General features: G+C 68.8%; 22 protein-coding genes. 7 read left to right on the top strand and 15 right to left on the bottom strand.

Annotation, left to right across the window (positions count from 1 at the left end; genetic code table 11):
- Positions 1-2: 2 nt before the first annotated feature.
- Both ACGFH6_RS31435 and ACGFH6_RS31430 read left to right on the top strand, forming a co-directional pair.
- Positions 3-413 (top strand): DUF2000 domain-containing protein, encoded by a 411-nt coding sequence (locus tag ACGFH6_RS31435; RefSeq protein ID WP_393391178.1) that lies wholly within the window; start codon positions 3-5, stop codon positions 411-413.
- Positions 414-501: 88 nt separating this feature from the next.
- A complete protein-coding gene (locus ACGFH6_RS31430) occupies positions 502-1,245 on the top strand; it encodes an alpha/beta fold hydrolase (RefSeq protein ID WP_393391177.1) in 744 nt (247 codons plus the stop codon).
- Positions 1,246-1,282: 37 nt separating this feature from the next.
- Here ACGFH6_RS31430 and ACGFH6_RS31425 read toward each other — a convergent pair whose 3' ends face one another.
- The 5 genes from ACGFH6_RS31425 to ACGFH6_RS31405 all read right to left on the bottom strand — a co-directional run bounded on the left by ACGFH6_RS31425 (position 1,283) and on the right by ACGFH6_RS31405 (position 7,014).
- A complete protein-coding gene (locus ACGFH6_RS31425) occupies positions 1,283-1,660 on the bottom strand; it encodes a hypothetical protein (RefSeq protein WP_393391175.1) in 378 nt (125 codons plus the stop codon).
- A 46-nt stretch (positions 1,661-1,706) separates the two neighbouring features.
- The gene (locus tag ACGFH6_RS31420; RefSeq protein ID WP_393391173.1) at positions 1,707-3,047 is read right to left on the bottom strand and encodes an HAD-IA family hydrolase; all 1,341 of its coding nucleotides are present in this window, start codon (positions 3,045-3,047) and stop codon (positions 1,707-1,709) included.
- A gap of 4 nt (positions 3,048-3,051) precedes the next feature.
- Positions 3,052-4,374: a M20/M25/M40 family metallo-hydrolase gene (locus ACGFH6_RS31415; RefSeq protein ID WP_393391172.1), complete on the bottom strand. Its 1,323-nt coding sequence runs from the start codon at positions 4,372-4,374 to the stop codon at positions 3,052-3,054.
- 1 nt (position 4,375) lies between these two features.
- Positions 4,376-4,552: a hypothetical protein gene (locus ACGFH6_RS31410; protein WP_393391170.1), complete on the bottom strand. Its 177-nt coding sequence runs from the start codon at positions 4,550-4,552 to the stop codon at positions 4,376-4,378.
- Positions 4,553-4,662: 110 nt separating this feature from the next.
- Positions 4,663-7,014: a M43 family zinc metalloprotease gene (locus tag ACGFH6_RS31405; protein ID WP_393391169.1), complete on the bottom strand. Its 2,352-nt coding sequence runs from the start codon at positions 7,012-7,014 to the stop codon at positions 4,663-4,665.
- 263 nt (positions 7,015-7,277) lie between these two features.
- On the opposite strand from ACGFH6_RS31405, the gene ACGFH6_RS31400 reads away from it, so the two are divergent.
- Positions 7,278-7,826 (top strand): hypothetical protein, encoded by a 549-nt coding sequence (locus tag ACGFH6_RS31400; protein WP_393391167.1) that lies wholly within the window; start codon positions 7,278-7,280, stop codon positions 7,824-7,826.
- 147 nt (positions 7,827-7,973) lie between these two features.
- Here the strand turns inward: ACGFH6_RS31400 and ACGFH6_RS31395 are convergent, their stop codons facing one another.
- From ACGFH6_RS31395 to ACGFH6_RS31355, 9 genes are all read right to left on the bottom strand, one after another.
- Entirely contained in the window at positions 7,974-8,717 is a 744-nt protein-coding gene (locus ACGFH6_RS31395; RefSeq protein WP_393391165.1) for a hypothetical protein, read from the bottom strand.
- 123 nt (positions 8,718-8,840) lie between these two features.
- Entirely contained in the window at positions 8,841-10,007 is a 1,167-nt protein-coding gene (gene rodA / locus ACGFH6_RS31390) for a rod shape-determining protein RodA (protein ID WP_393391164.1), read from the bottom strand.
- Positions 10,008-10,017: 10 nt separating this feature from the next.
- Positions 10,018-12,072, bottom strand: coding sequence for a penicillin-binding protein 2 (gene mrdA, locus ACGFH6_RS31385; RefSeq protein WP_393391162.1), 2,055 nt, complete (start codon positions 12,070-12,072; stop codon positions 10,018-10,020).
- Positions 12,069-12,602 carry a rod shape-determining protein MreD gene (gene mreD, locus ACGFH6_RS31380; RefSeq protein ID WP_393391160.1) on the bottom strand — a complete coding sequence of 178 codons (534 nt, stop codon included), beginning with the start codon at positions 12,600-12,602 and terminating at the stop codon, positions 12,069-12,071. Before mreD ends, mrdA begins: the two co-directional genes overlap by 4 nt.
- Before the next feature lies 1 nt (position 12,603).
- Positions 12,604-13,554: a rod shape-determining protein MreC gene (gene mreC / locus ACGFH6_RS31375; protein WP_393391158.1), complete on the bottom strand. Its 951-nt coding sequence runs from the start codon at positions 13,552-13,554 to the stop codon at positions 12,604-12,606.
- A 20-nt stretch (positions 13,555-13,574) separates the two neighbouring features.
- Positions 13,575-14,591, bottom strand: a complete 1,017-nt coding sequence (locus ACGFH6_RS31370; RefSeq protein ID WP_131352455.1) for a rod shape-determining protein — start codon at positions 14,589-14,591, stop codon at positions 13,575-13,577.
- A 203-nt stretch (positions 14,592-14,794) separates the two neighbouring features.
- A complete protein-coding gene (ndk, locus tag ACGFH6_RS31365; protein ID WP_393391156.1) occupies positions 14,795-15,205 on the bottom strand; it encodes a nucleoside-diphosphate kinase in 411 nt (136 codons plus the stop codon).
- A 47-nt stretch (positions 15,206-15,252) separates the two neighbouring features.
- Positions 15,253-15,585, bottom strand: a complete 333-nt coding sequence (locus tag ACGFH6_RS31360; RefSeq protein ID WP_393391154.1) for a DUF4233 domain-containing protein — start codon at positions 15,583-15,585, stop codon at positions 15,253-15,255.
- Positions 15,582-16,943 carry a bifunctional folylpolyglutamate synthase/dihydrofolate synthase gene (locus ACGFH6_RS31355; protein WP_393391153.1) on the bottom strand — a complete coding sequence of 454 codons (1,362 nt, stop codon included), beginning with the start codon at positions 16,941-16,943 and terminating at the stop codon, positions 15,582-15,584. Before ACGFH6_RS31355 ends, ACGFH6_RS31360 begins: the two co-directional genes overlap by 4 nt.
- A 50-nt stretch (positions 16,944-16,993) precedes the next feature.
- Here ACGFH6_RS31355 and valS point away from each other — a divergent pair, with 50 nt between their 5' ends.
- Both valS and ACGFH6_RS31345 read left to right on the top strand, forming a co-directional pair.
- On the top strand, positions 16,994-19,558 hold the full coding sequence (gene valS / locus ACGFH6_RS31350; RefSeq protein WP_393391151.1) for a valine--tRNA ligase: 2,565 nt from the start codon (positions 16,994-16,996) through the stop codon (positions 19,556-19,558).
- Between the two features lie 143 nt (positions 19,559-19,701).
- Entirely contained in the window at positions 19,702-20,445 is a 744-nt protein-coding gene (locus ACGFH6_RS31345; protein ID WP_393391149.1) for a hypothetical protein, read from the top strand.
- Positions 20,446-20,449: 4 nt separating this feature from the next.
- On the opposite strand, the gene ACGFH6_RS31340 is transcribed toward ACGFH6_RS31345, so the two are convergent.
- The gene (locus ACGFH6_RS31340) at positions 20,450-21,376 is read right to left on the bottom strand and encodes an AEC family transporter (protein ID WP_393391147.1); all 927 of its coding nucleotides are present in this window, start codon (positions 21,374-21,376) and stop codon (positions 20,450-20,452) included.
- A 171-nt stretch (positions 21,377-21,547) separates the two neighbouring features.
- On the opposite strand from ACGFH6_RS31340, the gene ACGFH6_RS31335 reads away from it, so the two are divergent.
- Together ACGFH6_RS31335 and ACGFH6_RS31330 are read left to right on the top strand one after the other, a co-directional pair.
- A complete protein-coding gene (locus tag ACGFH6_RS31335) occupies positions 21,548-22,846 on the top strand; it encodes a phosphodiester glycosidase family protein (RefSeq protein WP_393391145.1) in 1,299 nt (432 codons plus the stop codon).
- Positions 22,847-22,910: 64 nt separating this feature from the next.
- Positions 22,911-23,447: a YbhB/YbcL family Raf kinase inhibitor-like protein gene (locus tag ACGFH6_RS31330; RefSeq protein ID WP_393391143.1), complete on the top strand. Its 537-nt coding sequence runs from the start codon at positions 22,911-22,913 to the stop codon at positions 23,445-23,447.
- The last annotated feature ends 2 nt before the right edge of the window (positions 23,448-23,449 follow it).

Below are 23,449 nucleotides of genomic sequence, written 5' to 3'. Positions count from 1 at the left end.
CCGTGCTGACGAACAAGATGGTCGTGGTCATCGCGGCCGGGGCGCCGATCGGCGTCGCCCTGAACACTGCTGCCCTGCTCGGCGTCGGACTCGGCCACCACCACGATCAGGTGGTCGGCCCGGACACCGAGGATGCCGCCGGCAACCCGCACACAGGCATGTGCGCCTACCCGATCCCGGTACTGCGGTCCTCCGCCGAGCAACTGCACGACCTCCGGACCGCGGCGGCCGCGCGGGACGACGTCACCGTGCACGACATGCACCAGATCGCCCAGCGGGCACGGACCTACGAGCAGATGTCCACCACGCTCAGCGGCACCAAGCCCGACGACGTCGAGTACCTCGGCCTCGCCCTGTTCGGCCCCCGCCAAACCGTCGACTCGCTCACGGGCGCGCTCGCACTGTACCGCTAACCGCAGCACGAGCGACCACAGGCGACCCGCCGAGGTGTCGACCCGCGCACAAGGTCGCGTCATGCGGTCGCGTCCGTAGTGTGGGGGCATGCAACTCAACTACGAGGTGACGGGTCCCGACGACGCGCCGGTGGTCCTGCTCGGATCGTCGCTCGGGGCGACGCAGGCGATGTGGGCGCCGCAGCTCGAGGTGCTGGCGCAGCGGTTCCGGGTGGTGACCTTCGACCACCGCGGCCACGGCGGGTCCGACGTACCGCTCGGGCCGTACACGATCGACGACCTCGGCGGTGACGTGGTCGAGCTGCTCAACACGCTCCTCGTGGAGCAGGCGTCGTACGTCGGCATCTCGCTCGGCGGCGCGGTGGGGTTGTGGCTGGCGCAGAACGCGCCGGACCGGTTCAACCGCTTCGCGCTGATCTGCCCGCCGGCCAACCCGGCCGAGAACAAGCAGATGTGGGCCGACCGCGCGGCTCAGGTCCGTGCCGAAGGCACCCAGGCGATCGCCGACGCGACGCTCAGCCGCTGGTTCCTGCCGGAGTTCACCGCGACCGCGCCGGTCCGCCAGATGCTGCTCGACAGTCCTGACGAGGGCTACGCCGCCTGCTGCGAGGCACTCGGTAGCACCAATCTGCTCCCCGGCCTGTCGGACATCACCGCGCCGGTGCTCCTCGTCACCGCCGAGTCGGACACGTCGATCCCGCCGGAGACCGTCGTACCCCTGGCCGGTCAGATCCCCGGCGCGCACCTCGAAATCATCCAGAACGCGGCCCACCTGGTCACCTACTCCCACCCCGAGGTCATCAATCCCCTGCTGCTGACGCACCTGACCTGACGCCTGGGCTCATCGCCGAGCCCAGGCGCCGCTGGACTCAGTTGCAGTAGTACGCCGGGTTGGGCGACGTCTCGGTCTGGTCCTGCCAATGGGCGACACCGACGTAGTAGCCGCAGCCGGTGCCCTCGTCGAACCAGGCGCCTCCGCCGGAGTACGCGTACGTCTCGGCGACCGTGGTGAACGGTCCGGACGCGCTCGGACCCTTCTGCAGCTCGACCCTGACCTCGGTGACGCTGTTCGAGCAACCCTCCAGGCCGACGGCGACGTACAGCATCAGCGCGCTGTAGCCGACGCTCGGCGCGGTCACCAGGTCGCAAGCCTGCGTCCCACTGGTCGAGGCTTGGGCCGGCGTACCGACCATGAGACCTGCCACAACCGCCCCCGACATCACGGCAGCACCAAGAAGCTTCCGCATCTGCGTTCCCTCCGGTTGGAAATTTACAGAGGGTCAGCAGACTAGGTCACTCGGTTACCGAGGTCGACCCTTTCGACGCCGCTGAAAGAAGCAGCTCACTGAGCAGGAGTTGGTCAGCGCTGCCCAGAACGAGGTCCGCGGCCGCGACCGCGGCCGGCCTGACGTACGGATTGGGGATGGCGACCGCGAACATGCCGGCCAGCTGCGCCGCCGCGACGCCGTGCGCGGTGTCCTCGACCGCGATCGCCTCGGCTCCCCGTACGCCGAGACGCCGCAGCGCCAACTCGTAGATCGCCGGATCGGGCTTGTGGGTGCTGACCTCGTCGCCGGTGACGATCTGGTCGAAGAGGTCGATCGCGCCGACCCGCTCCAGATGACCGCGCACCCACGGGCTCGGTGAGCTGCTGGCGATCGCCACCTGCAGACCGAGCTCGCGCGCTGCACCGAGCCAGTCCCGGATACCCGGCCGGAAGTCCATATCGGCGTGCAGCCGCGCGCGGTGTGCCATCCGCCGGGCATGGCTGGCGTCGCGGTCGAAGCCGGCGCCGACGGCGGCGGCGAGCCGCCCGTACCGGATCTCGGAGGTATCGCCACCGTGGCCCGGCCAGAAGTTCTCGAGATCCAGCTCGAGCCCGTGGTACGCCCACTCGGCCCGCCAGCTCTGCACCGACGTGGACTCGGTGTCCATCAGCAGCCCGTCGAAGTCGAACACCACGGCTTGCACGCCGACCGGCACCAGCCGCGCCGCCAGGCGGTGGATCTCTGCCTGGGTCAGGCCGCAGTGCGCAAGGTAGCCGCGAGCGCCGCCGTAGGTGTGGTCGAGGTGTTTGAGGGACCTCAGGATCGTCTCTGGCCGCGTGCGTGAGAAGTCCGCGGCCTCCTGCAGGCCGAGCCGCACCTCGCTCTCCGCGTAGTCAGCCGCGATCGCGTCCCGCGGCACGCCTGCCAGCTCGAGCAGCAGCGCGATCAGCATGCCGGTCCGATCCTTGCCGGCCCGGCAATGCACCACGACCGGCCGATCCGCCGGTGCGTCCGCGATCGCCCTGCACGCCTTGGCAATCTGCGCCGTGTTGCGATCCAGGCTCCCGCGATACATGTCAGCGAGCACCACCTCGCTGGCCGGATCGCGCCGTACGTCCGCCGCCAAGTCGATCCACGGGATCCGCTGGTACGACGCCGCCTCCTCGAACGGATGCGGTTGGGTCAGTTCGAAGTCCGAGCGCAGATCGAGGATCAACCCGGCATCGACGGCGGCGAAGTCCGTCCGTCCCAGGTCGTCCAGGTTGTCGAGCGTGTCGGCGCGATACACGGATCGCGCGCCCGTCGGCACGCCGTACGTCGTCGGAAGATTGCCGAGGTCGCGAACGTTCAGGCACCGGCTCCACACAGGGTCAGCTTAGGACAACGCCTCCTAGGGACTCGAAGTCGTGCCAGGTGCTGTCGAAAGCCTTGTGGTGCAGGGCGGAGTCCATGCCGACCGCGAAGACGTCCAGCCGGCCAGGGCCCCATGAGACCACCGAACCGGCTGGTCTTGGCCGGGCGAGCGTAGCCGCGGGTTCGAGCCACCCGGCCAGGGCGGCGATGTTCATGCGGAGGATCTCGGCCGCCAACGACCAGTTGAGGAAGTTGAGCGTGTCGTTCGCCGAGTGGATGTGGCCGTTCGCGCTGTCCGCGCCCTCGATCGACAACACCGCCGGGATCCCGGCGTCGATGAACGGCACGTGGTCGCTGGCGAACGGGTTGAGCGACGTCTCCACCTTCAAACCGGTGTACGTCGCGGCCGCCGTCGACAGGTCCGCGATCTGGCTCGACGAGACCGGTGCACCTTCCAGCAGGACTGTCGGCACGACCGTGTTCTTGCTCGCGATCATGTCCATATTGAGCACAGCCCGGATCCGGGCACGTTCGGCCGGCGGCAGCGCGGCGACGTACTGCTTGCTGCCGAACAGCCCCTCCTCCTCACCGCCGAACAGGATCAGCCGTACGTCGTGCCGCCAGGACCGGGTCGACAGCAACCGGCCGAGTTCGAGCACGCCCGCGGAGCCACTCCCGTTGTCGTCCGCACCGGGCGCGGCGGCGGCCGGCCCGCCGGCGATGTTGATCGAGTCGAGGTGGGCCGTGATCAGGACGAGGCCACCACCGCCGGTGCCGGGCCGGTCGCCGATCAGGTTCTGCGAGTGTCCGGCGCCGACCGTGATCTGGGTCCGGGTCACTCCGTAGCCGAGGGCAATCATTTTGGCGGCGGCGAAGTCCACCGCGGTGGCGAACGACGTACTCAGCGAGTGCCGCGTCGGCAGACTCGCCAGCCAGGTCAGATCGTCCTGGTACGACGCCGGCGACAGTTGCGCGACCAGGCCCGCGATCGACGGATCCACCCTCGCCGCAGCCGGTGCCGGATTGTCGACAACCGTCGTACCGGCACGGAGTGGTTCGATCCGCCAGCAGTTGTTGGACCGGCGGCGCGGTTTGTCGGCGGACGAGATCACCAGGTGCCGGCCGTGGTCGAGCAACGGCGTGACGTCCGGGTAGTCGTCCTGGAAGCTGCGGCCCACCTGGGTGACGAGCAGCAGGCCGGGTGCGGTCCGAGAGGCCCGGCCGAGGCGTTGGCCGGCCGGGACCCACAGGAGGGTCTTGTCGCCGAACCGGGCCGAGTGCGCGCCATCGGCGGCATCGACGGTCGGTACGACGAGATAACGCACGGGTGCAGTGGTCATGTCAGTCCTGCCAGATGATCTCGAGACGATCGGGCTCGGCCGCGATGATCCGGGCGGTCCCGCCGGTGGAGCGGGTGATCAGTCCGTCGGCGCTCCAGTGCCCGCCCGGTCTGGGCTCGGGCGCGTCGCCGCGGCCGAACGCGTACTCCACCAACGTGCCGTCCGGCCGGAACTCCACCCCCCGCCGGCCGCGGGCCGGCGGGAAGGCGAAGTCGTCCCGGCGGTAGACGCTGATCCCGTCGTGGTCCTCCTCGAACGAGTGCGTCCACCGCCCCTTGCTGTGTCCGGTCAGCGCAGCACCGCCTGTTCGATGGTTGCCCCTGGCATCGTTCCGGACGCCGGCATCGACTCGGGCACGGTCGAAGGGACCGTCACCCTGAAGTCGCTGATCACGCCGCCGAGCGGCTCGTAGCCGGTGAGGCCCGGTCCCCAGCTCGAGCCGTCCCACCACTTGTGGTATAGCTGCTTGTCGGTGCCGGTGACGAACACGTCGAGCCGGTTCGGGGCCCACGAGACGACGCGCGGCGCGTCGGTGCACAGGCCGCCCATGTACTCGTAGCCGGTGACCGACGGTCCCCAGGCGGACCCGTCCCACCACTTGTGGTAGAGCGCGGAGTCCGTACCGAGCACGAACACGTCCAGCCGGTTCGCGTCCCACGAGACCACGGTCGGGGCCGTCGTACAGACGCCGCCCATGTACTCCCAGCCCGACCAGGCCGAGCCGTCCCACCACTTGTGGTACAGCGCGGAATCGGTGCTGATGACGAACATGTCGAGGCGGTTCTCGCCCCAGGCGACGACCCGCGGCGGTGAAGCGCAGACACCACCGAGGTACTCGTAGTCGGTGGCCGACGGCCCCCAGTTCGAGCCGTCCCACCACTTGTGGTAGACCGCGTTGTCGGTGCCGAGCACGAACACGTCCAGCCGATCGCTGCCCCAGGCAACGACTTCGGGCGGGCTCATGCAGATGCCGCCGAGATACTCGTAATCGGTGACACTCGGTCCCCAGTTCGAGCCGTCCCACCACTTGTGGTAGAGCCCGCGGTCGGTGCCGAGGACGAAGGCATCGAGACGGTTCGGCCCCCAGGTCGCCAGCCGCGGCGGGCTCATGCAGACGCCGCCGAGATACTCGTAACCGGTGACACTCGGTCCCCAGTTCGAGCCGTCCCACCACTTGTGGTACAGCGCGTGATCGGTACTGAGGACGAACGCGTCCAGCCGGTCCGGGCCCCAGGACGCGACTTCAGGAGCACTCATGCAGACACCACCCATGTATTCGTAACCGGCGACGGACGGTCCCCAGGACGAGCCGTCCCACCACTTGTGATACATCGCCAGATCGGTGCCGAGCACGAACGCGTCCAGCCGGTTCGCGCCCCACGACACCACCGAGCCGGCGGGTTCCGGCGTACCGGAGGCGCCGGCATAGACCGGCAGGTTCGTCCGGACGGTGTCCAGGCAGGCTTCCATCCGGGTGGCCTGGTCGTTGGTGAACATGACCATGCCGCGGTCGTCGGTGTAGTCCATGTAGTCGTAGAACAGATCCCCGTTCGGACCGTTGCTGCACGTCACGTGCGGGAACGTCGGTACGCCGAAGTTCGGGCCGGCCGCGTTCGGGGTGTCGGCGCACTCGTCGCTGCCGCTGCAGCCGCTGCCGTCGTCGCCCCAGATGTGGAACAGGTTCAGGTAGTGCCCGACTTCGTGGGTCGTGGTCCGGCCCAGGTCGAACGGTGCGGCCGCCGTACCGTTCGTGCCGAACCCGCTGTGCAGGATGACCACGCCGTCGGTGTTCGCCGGGCCGCCCGGGAACTGGGCGTACCCGAGCAGACCGCCGCCGAGCTGGCAGACCCAGATGTTCATGTACCGGTCCGTCGGCCACGGGTCGATGCCGCCGGTCGACGACTTCTTCACCTTGTCGTCGGTGCCGAAGGACGCCGTACTCGTCTGGGTCCGGGTGACACCGGTGGTCGGGTTGCCGTTCGGGTCCACGGTGGCGAGGTAGAACTCGATCCGGGAATCCGCGATCAGGCCGGTGAACGCGGCCGGAACGATGCCGAGGTCGGAGTTCGTCGCCCGGAAGTCCCGGTTCAGTACGTCGATCTGGCTGTCGATCTGGGCCTGCGAAATGTTCTGCGCGGCGGTGTTCCAGACCACGTGCACCACGCACGGGATCCGCGCTATACCGGTGAAACGCTGCGGACCGGCGGCGTACAGCGCCGTCGCGTTCTCGATCGCCGACCGTGCAGCGGCGTACTCGGGTGAGGTCGACAGCAGCCGCCGGTGCACGTCCATCACACCGCACTGCCGTCGACTCGGGGACTCGGTCCGCCCGTCCGTGCCGCTCATACCTGCACCACCGGCTGAACCGCCACCACTCATGCCCGCGCCACCGGGTGCACCGGTGCCGCCGCTCATGCCCACCCCACCGGCCTGGCCGCCGCCGCTCATACCGGCACCGCCCGCCGATCCGCCACTGCCCATGCCGCCGGCTCCCGCCGAACCCGGCGCAGAGTCCATGCCCGTCATCGGCATTCCGCTCGCCGGCTGGCCGTTCGCACCCTGACCGGGCGCCGCGTCACCCGGCATCCGGTAGTCGTCGTCGCGGTGCTTGCCCGCTCGACCGTTGGCCTTCCTCGGCATCTCTCCCCCTTCCAACGGGGGCACACGAGCAGGTCGGGACCGCGCACGATCCCGGACCGAGAAGGTCTTCCCCCAGCCCGCCCTTCGATCGAAGGCGGTACGTCCCGCCTTCCCCCACCGAACAGTCGGCCCCCAAGTCTCTGTTCTGGATTCACCTTGCTCCCCTCACCGCCCGCGCACAAGCCCTCGCCCGCCGGTAGTGAACTCCACCGGAAACCCAGCGTTTGTTGGAGAATTGCTTGAAGCCTCAAGAGGGGAACACCATGCGCCGAGAGCTGTCCATCCCGTTCGACGTCCGGGGTCACCGCGGCCTGATCTCGGTCCGCATCGTGCCCAACGACGACCCGTGGGCCTCCGGCCATCAACTCGTCGTGCCGGACCTGAACGCCGACGCGTTCCGCGGCTTTCCTTTGTGTACGGCGAGTCTGCGGTACCACGGCTCCGGCATCAAAGCGATCATGGGCTGGATCCAGCTGATCACCCGGGACTTCGACGGCGACATCTCGGTCGACCGCGCCCCGAACCTGAGCCCGGCCGATCCGTTCTACGCCTACGGCTACCTGCCGACGTTCTTCGATGCCCCGGCCAATCCGGATCACCCGGACGGCACGTGGCGCGCCGACACCTTCCTCGTCGTCGTGCCCGACGTGATCCGCTCGCGCACCGTCGCGCCGGTCGCCGCGTTCACCTGGGGCTACCGGCTCGAATCCGGTCGCCCGACGCTGCTCGATGTCACTCCACTCGCCTCGGCGAGATGGTCAGGCCATCAGTCCGTCCTCGAGGCCGCCCACCCGACCTGGACCTTCGGCTGAGCCCACCGTCCGGCCCTGCGAGTCAACCGGCTTCCAGGTCCGCCGGCTTCCAGGTCCGCGGGCCTGGGGTCCGCCGGCTTCCAGGTCCGCGGGCCTGGGGTCCGCCGGCTTTCAGGTCCGCCGGCCTAGGGTCAGCCGGCTTTGAGGTCAGCCGGCTTTGAGGACCTGCTGGGCTTTGGTGACGGCGGCTTCGGTGGCGGCCTCGAACTCCGAGCCCTGTCCGGCCAGCACACCGACCGAGACGATGACGTCGTTCACGCCGGTGATCGCGGCCGTGTACTCCAGGCCGCGCTTCGGGCCGCTCGTGCCGGTCAGGCGGAATGCGAACGGGCCGGTGCCGGCCTTCGGCGCGGAGATCTCCTCGACCTTCATCGACGTGCTGCTCTCGCCCTCGACCTTGAGGGAGATCTTCGAGCAGGACGAGACCGCGTCGTCGTAGGTCTCGCGCAGGTCCGCGACCTTCGCCGCCGTACCCATCGAGTCCAGGCCGAAGTCGATGTACGGACCCTCCTGGCCGCCGGAGAACGACCGGGTCACGCTGGCCTTCGCACCGGGCGCCTCGGTGGCGTTGAGGTACTTCACCAGCGTCTTGCATCTGCTCGTCGGCGACGAGAACGGCTTCGAGGTGTCCTCGGGGTCTGCCTTCTCCTGCGAGAACCCGGTCGGCAGGTCGCTCAGCGCGAGCAGGGCCCGGGTCAGCTCGGCGGACGAGCGGATGACCGGACCGGTCGGTTTCTCACTCGGTGCCGATGGAGTCACGCTCGGTGCCGGTGTGGTTCCGGCGGGAGTCGAGGGTGCCGCCGCGTTCTTCTTGTCGTCCCCACCGCAGGCGGTGAGCGACAGGCTGAGGGCAGCGGCGAGGGCAAGCGGGAGCGACACGAACCTGGTCATGGACCTTCCAAACCCTGGTCAGAACCGTGGGCCGAGCGCGCCCACCGGTGGCCGAGCAGGCAGCAGCGTACCTGACGCGTCAGCCCAGTCGATGCCGTGTCAGGTCGTGTCCGGTCAGGTCGGTCAGAACCGGTGCGAGCGGAGGTGAATGTTCTGCAGCAGCCCGACCGCGAGCAGGCAGGCGAACATCGACGAACCGCCGTACGAGACGAACGGCAGCGGCAGGCCCGTGACCGGCATGATCCCGAGCGTCATCCCGATGTTCTCGAACGCCTGGAACGCGAACCAGCAGACGATGCCGGTCGCCACCAGCCGGCCGAACGCGTCCCGCGCGTTGATCGCGATCCGCAGCCCGCGGAACAGCACCAGCGCGAACAGCGCGATGATCGCACCGGCCCCGATCAGGCCGAGCTCCTCCCCTGCCACGGTGAAGACGAAGTCGGTGTGCTGCTCGGGCACGAACGCGTTCTGGGTCTGGCTGCCGTGGAACAACCCTTGGCCGAAGATCCCGCCGTTGCCGATCGCGATCCGGGCCTGGTTGACGTTGTAGCCGATGCCCTGCGGATCCTGTGACGGGTCCGCGAACGCGACGAACCGGGCCAGCTGGTACTCCTTCAGAACCTGCAGCTTGATCGCCAGCGCGGCCACCACGACGCCCGCGGTGATCAGCCCGAGCATCCAGCGCTTCGGTACGCCGGACACCGCGATGATCCCGAACACGATCGCCCCCAGCACCATCACCGTGCCGAGGTCGGGCTGCAGCATCACCAGGATCACCGGTATGCACGCGACCGCGATCGCCTGCGCGACGTCGACGGTCCGGGCCGTCTCGTTGTGGTCGGTCTCGCCCTTCTCCGCGATCAGCAGCGCCATCCCGACGATCACCGCGAGCTTGGCGAACTCGCTCGGCTGGATCGACATCCAGGGCAGCTGGATCCACGAGCGCGAGCCGTTGATCACCGCGCCGACCCCGGGCACCAGGACCAGGATCAGCCCGACGATCGAGGCGGCGTACAAGACCGGGGCGAGGATGCGGACTCGGCGGTGATCGGTGACAGCGGCACCGACCGCGAGCACCAGGCCGATGGCGAAGTTCAGCGCGTGCCGGGCGAGGAACGCGTACTGGTTGCCGTCGGTGAGCGAGGTGCGGGCGTGCGTCGCGGACCAGATCAGTACGGCGCCGATCGCCGACAGCGCGACGACACCGAGGACAAGGATCCAGTCGACCTGCCACACCGTCGACCGGCGGTCCATCCGCGGCCGGGTCCGGATCGGGCTCAGCAGTGCCATGTCGAGGCCCTCACTGTTCCGGATCCTGCTTGCCGGCCGGCGGGGCGGGCTTGATGTTGTAGAGGGTCTCGTAGATCTTGCGGACCGCGTCACCACCGGCGCCCGAACCGGTACCCGCCTGGCTCAGCATCATCACCACGGCATAGCGATCCGTGTACGACGCGAGCCACGAGGTCGTCTGCTTGCCGTAGACCTCGGCCGTACCGGTCTTGGCCCGGACCGGGATCTGGTCGACCGGGAACCCGTTGAACTTCCAGGCCGCCGTACCGGACTTGACCGTCTCCTGGAGGGCCTTGTCGATGTAGCGCAGGGTCGACGACGGCACCGGCAGCTTCGCCTTCACCGTGGGCTTGATCTCGTGCTTCTTGCCGTTCGCACCGATCCACGACTGCACGACCCGCGGCTCGTACAGCGTGCCGCCGTTGGACAGCGCCGCGTAGACCGAGGCCAACTGCAGTGGCGTGACGGTGGTGTCGCCCTGGCCGATCGCGAAGTTCACCGCGTCACCGGCACGGTACTTGTAGCCGTCGACGCAGAACTCGCGGGAGAACTGCTTCAGGAACGCCGACGTCCCGGCCGGCGGGTTCTGCGCCAGCTTGCAGTAGTAGTCCTTCTGCGAGTCGTAGTACTGCTTCTTCCACTTGCGGTCGGCGATCCGGCCGCTGACCTCACCGGGCAGGTCGACGCCGGTCGGCGTACCGAGGCCGAACTTCTGAGCCATCTCCACCAGCGGGTCGTGGGTGTTCACGTCGGTGGAGTTGCCGCCCTCCTTCTGCCAGAGCGCGTAGGCGATCCGGTAGAAGAACGTGTCGCAGGACAGCGCCAGCGCCTGGTCGAAGCCGATCATCCCGTACGACGCGGACTCGTAGTTCTTGAACCGGCGGTTGCCGACCTCGAAGTACGAGGAGCAGTCGAGCCGGGTCTTCGGACTGTACCCGGCACCCATCGCGGCGGCGGTGGTGATCGGCTTGAACGTCGAGCCCGGTGCGAGCTGGCCCTGCAGGGCGCGGGAGACGAGCGGGGTGCCGGACTTCGTCGAGTACAGCGCGTCCAGCTCGCGCTGGGTGATGCCGCCGACCCAGACACCCGGGTCGTAGGTCGGGTAGCTGGCCATCGCGACGACCCGGCCGGTCTTGGTATCCAGCACGACCGCGGCACCGGAGTCGGCGACGTACTTGCGCTTGGTGACCGGGTCGGTCTGCTTGCGCGCGGTCATGATCGCGCTCTTCAGCTGCGCCTCGACAGAGGCCTGGATCCGCGCGTCGATGCTGGTCACCAGCGTGGCGCCAGGGACCGGCGCGGTCTGCTTCTGGATGCCGGTCGTGTACCCGACGGCGTCGACGATGACGTCCTTGACGCCCGGAGTGCCGCGCAGGAGCTTGTCGTAGGTGCGCTCGACGCCGGCCCGGCCGACGAGGTCCGACCGGTGCGGGACCGAGTCCTGACCGGCCTTGTCCAGCGTCTCCAGCTCCTCGGTCGTGATCGGCGACAGGTAGCCGAGGAGGTGGGCCGCGTTCACCTTGAACGGCTCGGGGTACGCGCGCAGGGTCTGCGACTCGGCGGCGACACCGGGGAAGTCCTCGCGGCGCTCCATCACCTCGATCGCGACCTGCTCGCTGACGTCCTTCGCCACCGGGATCGGCTGGTACGGCGTGCCGTTCCAGCAGGCGGGTGGCTTGGACGCGCCAGGCTCGCCGCAGAGCATCGTGCGTGCCTTGAGGTCCTTCGGCTTCTGCCGGAGCACCTTCGCCAGGCGGGCGAGCACCGCGTTCTGCTGACTGTCCGGCAGCTTGGCGAGCACCGACCGGTCGACCGTGATCACCAGCGAGACCCGGTTGCCGACGAGAGTGCGGCCCGCGGCGTCCACGATGGTGCCGCGCGGTGCCGGCACCAGGACCTGACGGGTGTGGTTCTGCGTCGCGGCCTGGGTGTAGTCCTCGTTGGACATCACCTGCATGTACCAGAGCCGCGCGAACAACGTGCACAGCAAGGAGAAGACCAGCACCCCGATCACGAACAGCCGCAACCGGGCCTTCAGCGGTGCCTCGAAACCGTCGAAGCTCATGGCAGGACCCGGCGACGCTCGCGGGCGGGCACCACGCGGCCCATGATCCACATGACCAAGGGAATGACCACGATCGCTCCGACGACGTCGTACCCGGCGGCGATGCCGAGGCGGACGCCGAACTCACCCCAGTCGACCGACGGATCGTGCAGCAGCGAGCCGGTGGCGCAGTAGATGAACAGCGACACGGCAGTGCCTAGCACCACGGTCAGCGCGACCAGGAGCGGACCGACCGGACCGGTCGACGTCTCGCGACGGATCAGACCGGCCATGTACCCGGCGATCGCGAACGCCAGCGCCCACCGCCCGGCGGTGTGATCAGCGGGAGGTACGACATCGAGCAGCAGACCACCGGCGAACCCGGTGATCGCTCCCCACTCCGGCCCGCGGGACAGAGCGAGCGCGATCACCACGATCAGCACGAGGTCGCAGGTCACGCCGGCGACCGCGATGTTCGTCAGCACTGAGGTCTGCACGGTGACGGCCACCATCAGGAACAGGGCGGCCAACCCGATGCGCAGTGCGATCACGTCAGTTCACCTTCCCTTCTGTGGTCGACACCTTCGGCGAAGGCGTGGGTTTGAGCTGGCCGCGAGGCGGCCGGGCCGGTGGTCCGGTCACCACGCCGACCGTGTCGATCCGGGTCGGATCGACGTACGGCCTGATCGTCGCGGTGGACCCGAGAGCGCCCTCGTTCTCCGTCACTTCGGTGACGACGCCGATCGGCACCCCCGGCACGTACGGCGCGTTGTCGCTGGAGCCCCAGGTGACGATCTTGTCCCCCGCCTTGGGCCGCGCCTTCAGGTCGACGAGGTGGTAGTCGAGCAGGCCCGCGACGTCGCCGCGGCCGGAGACGAAGCCGAGCGCCATCGAGGCGTTCAGCCGGCCGCCCACGGTCGACTTCCGGTCGCCGATCAGCAGCACGGTCGCGGTCGCCTGGGTGGTCCGCACCACCCTGCCGACCAGACCGTTCCCGTTCAGCACGGTCATGTCGACGTGCACGCCATCCGCCGTGCCGGCGTCGATCGTGACCGTGTGGTTGAAGCTCTGCGCGCTGCCGATCCCGATCACCCGGGCAGGTGTCATGGTGAACGCGGGCGCGAGCTTGAGCAGTTTGTCCAGCTCGGCGGCCCGGTTGCGGGCGTAGTCGGAGGAGTTCAGATCCCGGGTGAGCGACTCGTTGTCCTTCTTCAGTTTTTCGTTCTCGTCCCTCAACCTATCCATTTCGGCGAACCGGTCGCGGAGGTTGTCCACAGGCTGCCGGGCCGAACTGGCGGTCGACTCGAGCGGGCCGAACACGCCGGCCGCGGCCTCCCGCAACGGCTCCACCGGGGAACCGGCCGAGCGTCGGGCGTCGAGCACGATCAGCGTGAAGCAGGCCAGGATGACCAGGGCCAGCACGGTCCGGCGCCGGCGGATCTCCCGCGGCATGCCGGCCGAACGGACCAGGCCCCTGGCGGGGGTGCCGAGGTCTTTGAGCATGGGTCAGCGTCCCTCGGGCGTCAGCGCCTGTTGTCGGTGACCAGGATGCGGTTCAGGGTCTCGATGTTGTCGACACACTTGCCGGCGCCGAGCACGACGGCGTCCAGCGGGTTCTCGGCGACGTGGATCGGGATGCCGGTCTCGTGCCGCAGCCGCTCGTCCATCCCCTTCAGCAGCGCACCGCCACCGGTGAGCACGATGCCGCGGTCGACGATGTCGCCGGCCAGCTCCGGCGGGGTCTTGTCCAGGGTGGCCTTGACCGCGTCCACGATCGCGGTGATCGGCTCCTCGATCGCCTGCCGGATGTTCGACGACGAGACCTTCACGGTCCGCGGCAGGCCGGAGACCATGTCCCGGCCGCGGATCTCGCTGTCCGGCCCGTCGGTGGTCGGGAACGCCGATCCGATCGTCATCTTGATCTGCTCGGAGGTGGCCTCGCCGAGCAGCAGCGAGTACTCCTTCTTGCAGTAGTTCACGACCGCTTTGTCGATGGCGTCGCCGGCCACCCGGATCGACTGGCTGGTGACGATGCCGCCGAACGAGATGACCGCGACCTCCGTCGTACCGCCGCCGATGTCGACGACCATGTTGCCGGTGGCGTCGCGGACCTCGAGGTTGGAGCCGAGCGCGGCCGCCATCGGCTCCTCGATGATGTACACCTTGCGGGCTCCGGCCATGTACCCGGCGTCGCGGACCGCGCGCTGCTCGACCGCGGTGATCCCGGACGGCACGCAGACCACGATCCGCGGCTTCGCGAAGTACCGGCGCCGGTGCACGCGCTGGATGAAGTACCGCAGCATCTGTTCGGCGGCGTCGAAGTCGGCGATGACGCCGTCCTTGAGCGGCCGGATCGCGGTGATGTTGCCGGGGGTCCGGCCGATCATCTTCTTCGCCTCGTGGCCGAACGCGACCGCCTCGCGCGGTTCGTCGGTCCTGGTCGCCACCACCGATGGCTCGTTCAGCACCACGCCGCGTCCGCGGACGTAGACCAGAGTGTTCGCCGTTCCCAGATCGACCGCCATGTCGCGGCCGAGCATGCTGTTCGCCACCGCGGCACCTCCCACTCGGTCCCCGATCAGGCTAAGCGCCGCCCGCGCTCACCCCGTGGACCGACACGTTCCGTCCGCCCAGGCACGTATCGTATCCATTCCTGCACTACCTGTCCGCAGCGGCCTCCAACCCCGCTCTCTCTTCTCTGCCGCCAGCCTCGCCGAACGGCGGAGAAGAAAGAAAGCAAGGGTCAGGGCAGGTCGGGGAACCAGAGTTTGATCTCGCGGTCGGCGGATTCCGGGGAGTCGGAGCCGTGGACGAGGTTCTCGCGGTTGGAGAGGGAGAAGTCGCCGCGGATGGTGCCGGGAGCGGCCTTGCGGCCGTCGGTGGCGCCGTTCAGGGCACGGACGACCTCGACCGCCTCGTCACCCTCGAGCACCAGGGCGACCAGCGGGCCGCTGGTGACGAAATCGCGCAGGGGCGGGTAGAAGTCGCGCTCGACGTGCTCGGCGTAGTGCTGGTCCGCCTGCTCGCCGTCGATCGTGCGCTGGTCCATCGCGACGATCCGGAGCCCCTTGGCCTCGAATCGGCCGAGGATCTCGCCGACCAGGCCACGGCGAACCGTGTCGGGCTTCAGCAGGACCAGGGTGCGCTGCGACATCTGTCAACTCTCTCTCGAAATAGTTCGGGCCGCTGAGCCTAGCTGTTTTACCCCTGCTGTGCCTGCTGGGCTTTCGCTTCGTCGATCCGGCGGCCGAGCACGAACGCCGCCACCCAGAAGGCCGCGAACGCCAGTCCGAGCACGAACATCACCGGTACGACGAAGCCGAGGCCGACCGCGCCGACCTGGACCACTGAGCCGAGGATGTAGCCCACCTGGTTGCGCAGCAGCCCGGCCGCGACGATCGCGAGGACGGCCAGACCAAGACAGACGGACAGGGCCACCGCGGGCCGGACGTCGGCGACGGAGATCATCACCGGCGTGGCCAGCGCCAGTACCAGGGACTCGAACCCGAGCACGATCGAGGCGAGTGACCTCATCGGTCGGCCTGCTTCGGCTTGCGGACCAGCAGGGTGCGCGCCTCGCCCGCGGTGATGACGGACCCGGTGATCAGTACGCCGCCCGTCCCCATGGCGATCGCGTTCTCCTCGGCCAGCCGGATCGCGTCGTCGATCGCGTCGATCAGGTGCGGCCGGACCAGCACCCGGTCCTCGCCGAACACCTCGATCGCCAACTCACCCAGTTCCTCGGCCGGCATCGAGCGCTCGACGAAGCTGTTCCGGGTGCACACGACCGTCTCCATGATCGGCTCGTACGCCTCCAGCAGGCCGTACACGTCCTTGTCCTTCATGCAGCCCAGTACGCCGATCAGCGGCTGGAACGCGAACGCCTCGGAGACGGTGGCCGCGGTCGCCTCCGCGCCGTGCGGGTTGTGCGCGGCGTCGACGATGATCGTCGGGCTGGTCCGGACGACCTCCATCCGGCCCGGGCTGGTGACCTGTGCGAAACCGGCCTGCAGCAGTTCGGTGGTGACGCGGTCCTCGTGCTCCGGCCCGGCGCCGAGCAGCGCCTCGACGGCAGCGACCGCGGTGGCCGCGTTGTGCGCCTGGTACTCGCCGTGCAGCGGGACGAAGATCTCCTCGTACTCGCCGCCGAGTCCCTTGATCGAGATCACCTGCCCGCCGACCGCGAGCGAGCGGCTGGTGATGCCGAACTCGATCCCCTCCCGGGCGACCTGCGAGCCGACCTCGGAAGCCTTGGTCAGCAGCACCTCGAAGACCTCCAGGCTCTGCTGCGACATCACCGTCGTACCGCCGGGCTTGATGATGCCGGCCTTGTCCCGGGCGATGGTGACCGGATCCGCGCCGAGGATGTGCGCGTGGTCGACCGCGACCGGGGTGATCACCGAGACGGTCCCGTCGGCGACGTTGGTCGAGTCCCAGGTGCCGCCCAGGCCGACCTCGATCACGGCCACGTCGACCGGGGCGTCGGCGAACACCGCGAACGCCATCGCGGTCATCGCCTCGAAGAACGACAGCGGGTGCTCCTGCTCGGCGTCGACCACGTCCAGGTACGGCGCGATCTCGGCGTACGCCTGGGTGAAGCGCTCCTCGCTGATCGGCTCGCCGTCCAGGGTGATCCGCTCCCGGACCGACTCCAGGTGCGGGCTGGTGAACCGGCCGGTCCGCAGCCCCGCCTCGCGGAGCAGGGTGTCGATCATCCGGGCGGTGGAGGTCTTGCCGTTGGTCCCGGTCAGGTGCACCACGGGATAGGACTTCTGCGGGTCGCCGAGCAGCTCGACGAGCCGCTGGACCCGGTCCAGCGTGGGCTCGATCTTGTGCTCCGGCCAGCGCTGCTGGAGCCGTGCCGACACATCGGCGTAGGTGAGGTCGCTCATCAGGAGACCGAGTCTAGTGAGCCCTGTGGATAAAGCGGTCGGAGCACCCCTTGACAACCACTACGATTGTGCGCATGACCGATACGTCCCGCGTTCCTGACAAACCGACCCTCGAAGGCCTGGAGGCGAAGTGGGTAGCGGTATGGAAGGACGAGCAGACGTACGCGTTCGACCGTACGGCGGAGCGGGCCGACGTCTACTCGATCGACACCCCGCCACCCACCGTGTCCGGGAAGCTGCACGTCGGCCACATCTTCAGCTACACCCACACCGACCTGATCGCCCGGTTCCAGCGGATGCGGGGCAAGAAGGTCTTCTACCCGATCGGCTGGGACGACAACGGCCTGCCGACCGAGCGCCGGGTGCAGAACTATTACGGCGTGCGCTGTGACCCGACCCTGCCCTACGACCCGTCGTTCGTCCCGCCGGACAAGCCCGACCCGAAGAAGCAGCTCCCGGTCTCCCGGCAGAACTTCGTCGAGCTGTGCGGCGAGCTGACCCACATCGACGAGCAGGCGTTCGAGAACATGTGGCGGCACGTCGGCCTGAGCGTCGACTGGTCGTACCTCTACACGACGATCTCCGAGGACAGCCGCCGGACGTCGCAGCGTGCCTTCCTGCGCAACTTCGCCCGCGGTGAGGCGTATCTCTCCGAGGCGCCGACGCTCTGGGACGTCACGTTCCAGACCGCCGTCGCGCAGGCCGAGCTGGAGGCCAGGCCGTACGCCGGCGCCTACCACCGGATCGCCTTCCACGGCCAGACCGGACCGATCTACATCGAGACCACCCGTCCCGAGCTGATCCCGGCCTGCGTCGCGCTGATCGCGCACCCGTCCGACGAGCGCTACAAGGACCTGTTCGGTACGACGGTCCGCTCGCCGCTGTTCGACGTGGAGCTCCCGGTCCTCGCCCACGAGGCGGCCGAGCCGGACAAGGGCGCCGGTATCGCCATGTGCTGCACGTTCGGTGACCTCACCGACGTCCAGTGGTGGCGCGAGCTGCAACTGCCGGTCCGCACGGTCATCGGCCGCGACGGAAGGCTGCTGCGCGACACCCCGGCCTGGCTGGAGGGCTCCGAGCTGTACGCCGAGCTGGCCGGCAAGACCGTGTTCAGCGCGCGCGAGCTGATCGTGGCCAAGCTGCGCGAGAGCGGCGACCTGGACGGTGAGCCGAAGCCGACCGAGCGGATGGCGAACTTCTTCGAGAAGGGCGACAAGCCGCTCGAGATCGTCTCCACCCGGCAGTGGTACATCGCCAACGGCGGCCGCGACGAGCACCTGCGCGAGGAGTTCGTCGAGCTCGGCCAGGAGGAGGAGTGGGTGCCGGAGCACATGCGGCACCGCTACCAGAACTGGGTCGAGGGGCTGAACGGCGACTGGCTGATCTCCCGCCAGCGCTTCTTCGGCGTCCCGTTCCCGGTCTGGTACCCGATCGGCACGGACGGCGAGCCGGACTACGACCACCCGCTGGTCCCGCGGGAGGAAGACCTGCCGATCGACCCGACCGCCCAGGCTCCGTCGGGGTACGACGAGTCGCAGCGGGGCAAGCCGGGTGGTTTCCAGGCGGATCCGGACGTGATGGACACCTGGGCCACGTCGTCGCTGACGCCGCAGATCGTCTGTGGCTGGGAGCGGGACGAGGACCTGTTCGCCCGGACCTTCCCGATGGACCTCAACACGCACGCGCACGACATCATCCGGACCTGGCTGTTCTCCCGGGTGGTCCGGGCGAAGTTCGAGAACGAGACGCTGCCGTGGCGGCGTTCGATGATCTCCGGCTTCGTCGTCGACCCGGACCGGAAGAAGTTCAGCAAGTCCAAGGGCAACGCCGCGCTGCCGGACGACATCCTGAACAAGTTCGGCTCGGACGCGGTCCGGTGGCGGGCCGCGATGGCACGGCCGGGGCTGGACTCGCCGTTCGACGAGTCGCAGATGAAGGTCGGCCGCCGGCTGGCGATCAAGGTCCTGAACGCGTCGAAGTTCGTGCTCGGCTTCGGCGCGTCGACGGTCGACCCGGCGGCGGTCACCGAGCCGATCGACCTCGCGATGCTGCAGCGGCTGCGGTCGGTTGTCACCGACGCGACCGCCGCCTTCGAGCGGTACGACTACACCGGTGCGCTCGAGGTCACCGAGCGGTTCTTCTGGACGTTCTGCGACGACTACGTCGAGTTGGTGAAGGAGCGCGCGTACGGCGGTCAGGGTGACGCCGGCGCGGCCTCGGCGAAGGCGGCGCTGGCTGTCGCGTTGTCGGTCCAGTTGCGGCTGCTCGCGCCGTACCTGCCGTTCGCGACCGAAGAGGTGTGGTCGTGGTGGCAGGAGGGTTCGATCCACCTGACCCGCTGGCCGGAGCTGGATGTCGACCTGACGGTGGCGGCGCAGGAGCCTGAGGTGCTGGATGCGGTCTCCGAGGTGCTTGCGGGCATCCGCGGGGCCAAGTCCGCCGCGCAGGTCTCGATGAAGACCGAGGTCAGCAAGGTCGAGGTCAGCGGCCCGGCCGCCCGGCTCACGCTGGCGGAGCGGGCGGAGCCCGATCTGCGGGCCGCGGGCCGGATCACCGGTGAGATTGTCTGGCATGCGGACGAATCCGACTCGGTCACCGTGGTCGCGACGCTCTGAGCTGTACTGGACGGTGCCCGTCTCCCCCGTCGGGGAGGCGGGCACCCTTCGTTTGCAGGCAACGACTACGCTGCGAAATCAGGTTGTCCCGATATGACACCATCAGCCCGAACCGTGCGTCCTGCCAGTCCTGAGGAGCCCGTATGAGCGACCGCACCACCCCGGACCCCACGTCCAAGGCTTCTACCACCACGGCCGCCGACCTGGCGGACACCCCAGAACTGGCCAAGGTCCAGGACCCGAAGCCCACGAAGGCCGATGCGGAGACGGCTGCTGCGAGTGAGAAGGCTGCGACAGGCGAGAAGGGTGATGCGCCTGCGAAGGCTGCGGCTGGGGAGAAAGTCGCGAAGAAGAAGTGGTGGCGGCGGATTCGCCGGGGTCCCTGGGTGACTGTGGGCGGGATGCTGGTCGTGCTGCTGGTGCTGGCGCTGCTGGGCTACATCTGGGGCCTCGGGCCGCTCAACAGGCTGAACACGGCGCGCGGGATCACCCCGCCGGCCAAGCTCGCCGGTCTTGACCGGATCACGGATCAGGAGATCCGCGGACAACTCCAACTGGACCAGACCCGCGAGGCGCTGAGCCGCATCAACGACGGGAAGCAGGCAACGGTCGAGGCGTACGGGAACCTCGACGGCAACCGGATGTTCGTGGTGATCGCCCTGCGCGGCAAGGTCGACATCGACAAGACCCTCGCCGACTCCGGTGCCGCCCCCGACCAGATCAAGCGAGTCGGCGGCGCCACCTGCGTCGAGTCGGCCGGCAATCTGCCGACCCAGTGCTACCGCGGTTCCAACACGCTGACCGTGATCGCCCAATCGGGCAACGATGGCGTGGCCGTGGACGCAGTAGCGCCTGTCGCCGAAGAAGCCTTCAACGCGATGAAGTGACCGGTCAGCTGAGCAGGCCGGCGATCGCGGTCATGATCGGAATCGACAGCAGCGTGCTCATCAGCACCGCACTCCGCGCGAGAGTCCGGCTGCTGCGGTAGTGAACGGCGTACACGTAGACGTTCTGCGCCGTCGGTAGTGCGGCCAGCAGGGTCGGCGCGAGGAGCGCGATCCCGTGCAGATCGAGCACCCACCGTCCGAAGACATACGCGGCGATCGGTTGCAGGACCGTCTTGAGCACCACGGCGAGTACGACGTCCCGCCGCAAGCTGATCGAGTCCTTGGTACCGCCACTCAGGCTGAGCCCGTACGCCACCAACGCGACCGGCACCGCAGCAGCCGCCACGAGGTCGATCGGCCGCATCAGCAACGAAGGCAGCTGCACACCGAGCGCAGCCACCAGCAGCCCGAGCAGCGACGCCACAGTCAACGGATTCCGCAGCGGCCGCGTCACCACAGCCCGCAGTGACACCCGCCGCCCAGACCCCTGCCGATCACCATCCAGTACGGCGAACGCCACCGGAGCCATCACCAGCAACTGGAACAACACGATCGGCGCAACCAACGCACCATCCCCCAGAACGTACGCCGCCACCGGTACGCCGAGGTTCCCCGCGTTCACGTACGACGACGCGAGGACACCGATCGTCGCCTGAGATCTCGTCCGCCGCCAGATCACTGCAGCGACCAGGAGAAACACCAACTGCACCACGAACAGACTGGCCACGTTGGTGAGCAGGACGACTGAGAAGATCGCGTGCAGATCCGCCCGCGCCACGGTGGTGAACAACAGCGCCGGCGTAGCCACGAAGAACGCCATCCGCGAGAGCACCAACTCGTCCTGCGCCCGCAGTACGCCGATCAAGCCGACGACGTACCCAAGCACCGCGACAGACACCAACGCGACGAAGGCACCGACGACAGCGGACATGACGGTCAGGCACTCGAGGACGTTGGCACGTGCGGATCGTAGACGAAAACGCATCGCCCGCCCTTTCCCGCTCAGCCCTCGGACAGGTGACGAAACCGTTAACCTGTCAGATGCTGACGAGACAGCGCCTTGAGCGGAAAGATTCCACCACCGACGAACAGGATGGTGACCATGACTCTTTCCCCTCGAACTGTGCGTGCTGCGCTGGCGACCGTGGTCGCGGCGGCCGCCACGATCGGCGTCGCACTCCCCCTCAACGCGACCGCCGCGACCGCCGGCGGCAGTGGCAGTGGCGGCGGCGGCGGACTGCCGCTCGGCGACCCTGATCTGGCCGAGACCCGCAGCAGCCAGGAGCTGGCGCGCGGCGTGACGCTGACCCGGATCGTGCGCGGGACCGAACCAGCGCCCGCTGACCAGATCAACACGACGACCCGGGGACCGTGGGTCGTCAGCGTGCTGACGATCGATCCCCGGAAGGCGAACGGCCACCTGCAGACGACGTACGGGCCGGATCTTGCGAGGGTCGAGAAGACCTCGGACCTGGTCCGGTCGGCGGGGGCGGTGGCCGGCGTCAACGCGTCGTTCTTCACCTTCACCGCCGATCCGCTGTACCCGGGCGACCCGGTCGGCCTCGGCATCTCCGACGGCAAACTGCTGAGCGAGCCGCTGACCGACCCGGCCGAGGCCAACCTGCTGATCGATGCCAAGAGCAACAAGGTGGTCGCCGGGCACCTGCAGTGGTCGGGCGAGGTGCGGAACCGCGCGACGCACGCCGAACTGCCGCTCGAGTTCGTGAACCACCGGCCGGTGGTCCCGGCTGACTGCGCGAGCCTGCCGGACCAGACGACCTGCGCGTCCCCGGGTGACGTCGTACTGTTCACGCCCGAGTTCGCGGCGGCGACTCCGTCCGGCGCGGGCGTCGAGGTCGTACTCGACCGGCGTGGCTGCGTGGTCAGCACCGCGACGACGCGGGGCACGAGCCTGAAGGCCGGCCAGATGTCGCTGCAGGCGACCGGGCAGGACACCGTCGCGCTCCTGAACGTGGCGTCGGGCGGATGCCTCGACCGCGATCTCAAGGTGTCGAACGAGGACGGCGACAAGGTCTCGCTGCGCAGCGGCCTGTACGGCGTGACCGGTCGCTACCGGCTGACGGCCAACGGAGAGATCGTCGTACCGGACGGGACCGGGAGCTTCTTCGACCGGAACCCCCGGACGATCGCGGGCACGACGCCGGACGGCAAGATCGTGCTGGCGACGCTCGACGGACGGCAGACCACGAGTGTCGGGACCACGATGGACGAGACGGCCGCGGTCGCGCAGTCGCTCGGGTTGCGGAACTCGATCAACCTGGACGGCGGCGGGTCGACCGCGATGGCGCTGCAGGACGGCACCCTGGTCAACCACCCGAGCGGTACCGGCGGCGCCGAGCGCGCGGTCGGCGACGCGGTCGTCTTCGTCCCCGGCCACTGAGCACCCTGACCACTGAGCACCCTGACCACTGAGAAGCCTCGCAGGTTCGTGAGACGCTGAGCGGGTGCGACTGCGGCTGCTGCTGTGCACGACCGTCCTGCTCGGGGCGGCCGGATGCGGCGGCGGCCAGGCCGAGGAACCGGCCACAACCGCACCCGCCAGCATCTCCGTGACCAGCCAGGCGTTCCGCGAGGGCGGTCCGATCCCGCGCAAGTACACCTGCGACGGCGACGACGTCTCACCGCCGCTCGCGTGGAAGAACGTGCCGCAGAACGCCGGCGCCCTCGCCGTTGTGGTCGACGACCCGGACGCACCCCGAGGCACGTTCACCCACTGGGTCCTGCTCGACCTCGAGCCGACCACAACCTCTCTCACAGAAGGCGAAACGCCACCCGGCGCCAGACAAGCGAAGAACTCGGCGGGCGGGGCCAAGTACTACGGCCCCTGCCCGCCGAGCGGCACACACCACTACCGCTTCACCGTCTACGCCCTCTCCGAGGCAACCGCCCTCCCCAACGGCGCCGACCTCGAAGAAGCCCTCAACGCCATCGACGACAGAACCCTCACCCGCGGCCGCCTCACCGGACTGTTCTCCCGCTGAGC

The organism is Kribbella sp. NPDC049227 (genome assembly GCF_043197265.1).
In the GTDB taxonomy this organism is placed as follows: domain Bacteria; phylum Actinomycetota; class Actinomycetes; order Propionibacteriales; family Kribbellaceae; genus Kribbella.
The sequence above is the reverse complement of the archived record's forward strand: the minus strand, read 5'-3'. Positions and strand labels throughout refer to the sequence as shown.

Bases quoted from the DNA above. Each gene is read 5' to 3' on its own strand.
- ACGFH6_RS31400 (WP_393391167.1), top strand. From the start codon at position 7,278: ATGCGCCGAGAGCTGTCCATCCCGTTCGACGTCCGGGGTCACCGCGGC.
- ACGFH6_RS31430 (WP_393391177.1), top strand. From the start codon at position 502: ATGCAACTCAACTACGAGGTGACGGGTCCCGACGACGCGCCGGTGGTC.
- ACGFH6_RS31335 (WP_393391145.1), top strand. From the start codon at position 21,548: ATGACTCTTTCCCCTCGAACTGTGCGTGCTGCGCTGGCGACCGTGGTC.
- ACGFH6_RS31405 (WP_393391169.1), bottom strand. From the start codon at position 7,014: ATGCCGAGGAAGGCCAACGGTCGAGCGGGCAAGCACCGCGACGACGAC.
- ACGFH6_RS31345 (WP_393391149.1), top strand. From the start codon at position 19,702: ATGAGCGACCGCACCACCCCGGACCCCACGTCCAAGGCTTCTACCACC.
- ACGFH6_RS31395 (WP_393391165.1), bottom strand. From the start codon at position 8,717: ATGACCAGGTTCGTGTCGCTCCCGCTTGCCCTCGCCGCTGCCCTCAGC.
- ACGFH6_RS31425 (WP_393391175.1), bottom strand. From the start codon at position 1,660: ATGCGGAAGCTTCTTGGTGCTGCCGTGATGTCGGGGGCGGTTGTGGCA.
- ACGFH6_RS31370 (WP_131352455.1), bottom strand. From the start codon at position 14,591: ATGCTCGGCCGCGACATGGCGGTCGATCTGGGAACGGCGAACACTCTG.
- mrdA (WP_393391162.1), bottom strand. From the start codon at position 12,072: ATGAGCTTCGACGGTTTCGAGGCACCGCTGAAGGCCCGGTTGCGGCTG.
- ACGFH6_RS31360 (WP_393391154.1), bottom strand. From the start codon at position 15,585: ATGAGGTCACTCGCCTCGATCGTGCTCGGGTTCGAGTCCCTGGTACTG.
- rodA (WP_393391164.1), bottom strand. From the start codon at position 10,007: ATGGCACTGCTGAGCCCGATCCGGACCCGGCCGCGGATGGACCGCCGG.
- mreC (WP_393391158.1), bottom strand. From the start codon at position 13,554: ATGCTCAAAGACCTCGGCACCCCCGCCAGGGGCCTGGTCCGTTCGGCC.
- ndk (WP_393391156.1), bottom strand. From the start codon at position 15,205: ATGTCGCAGCGCACCCTGGTCCTGCTGAAGCCCGACACGGTTCGCCGT.
- ACGFH6_RS31355 (WP_393391153.1), bottom strand. From the start codon at position 16,943: ATGAGCGACCTCACCTACGCCGATGTGTCGGCACGGCTCCAGCAGCGC.
- ACGFH6_RS31340 (WP_393391147.1), bottom strand. From the start codon at position 21,376: ATGTCCGCTGTCGTCGGTGCCTTCGTCGCGTTGGTGTCTGTCGCGGTG.
- ACGFH6_RS31415 (WP_393391172.1), bottom strand. From the start codon at position 4,374: ATGACCACTGCACCCGTGCGTTATCTCGTCGTACCGACCGTCGATGCC.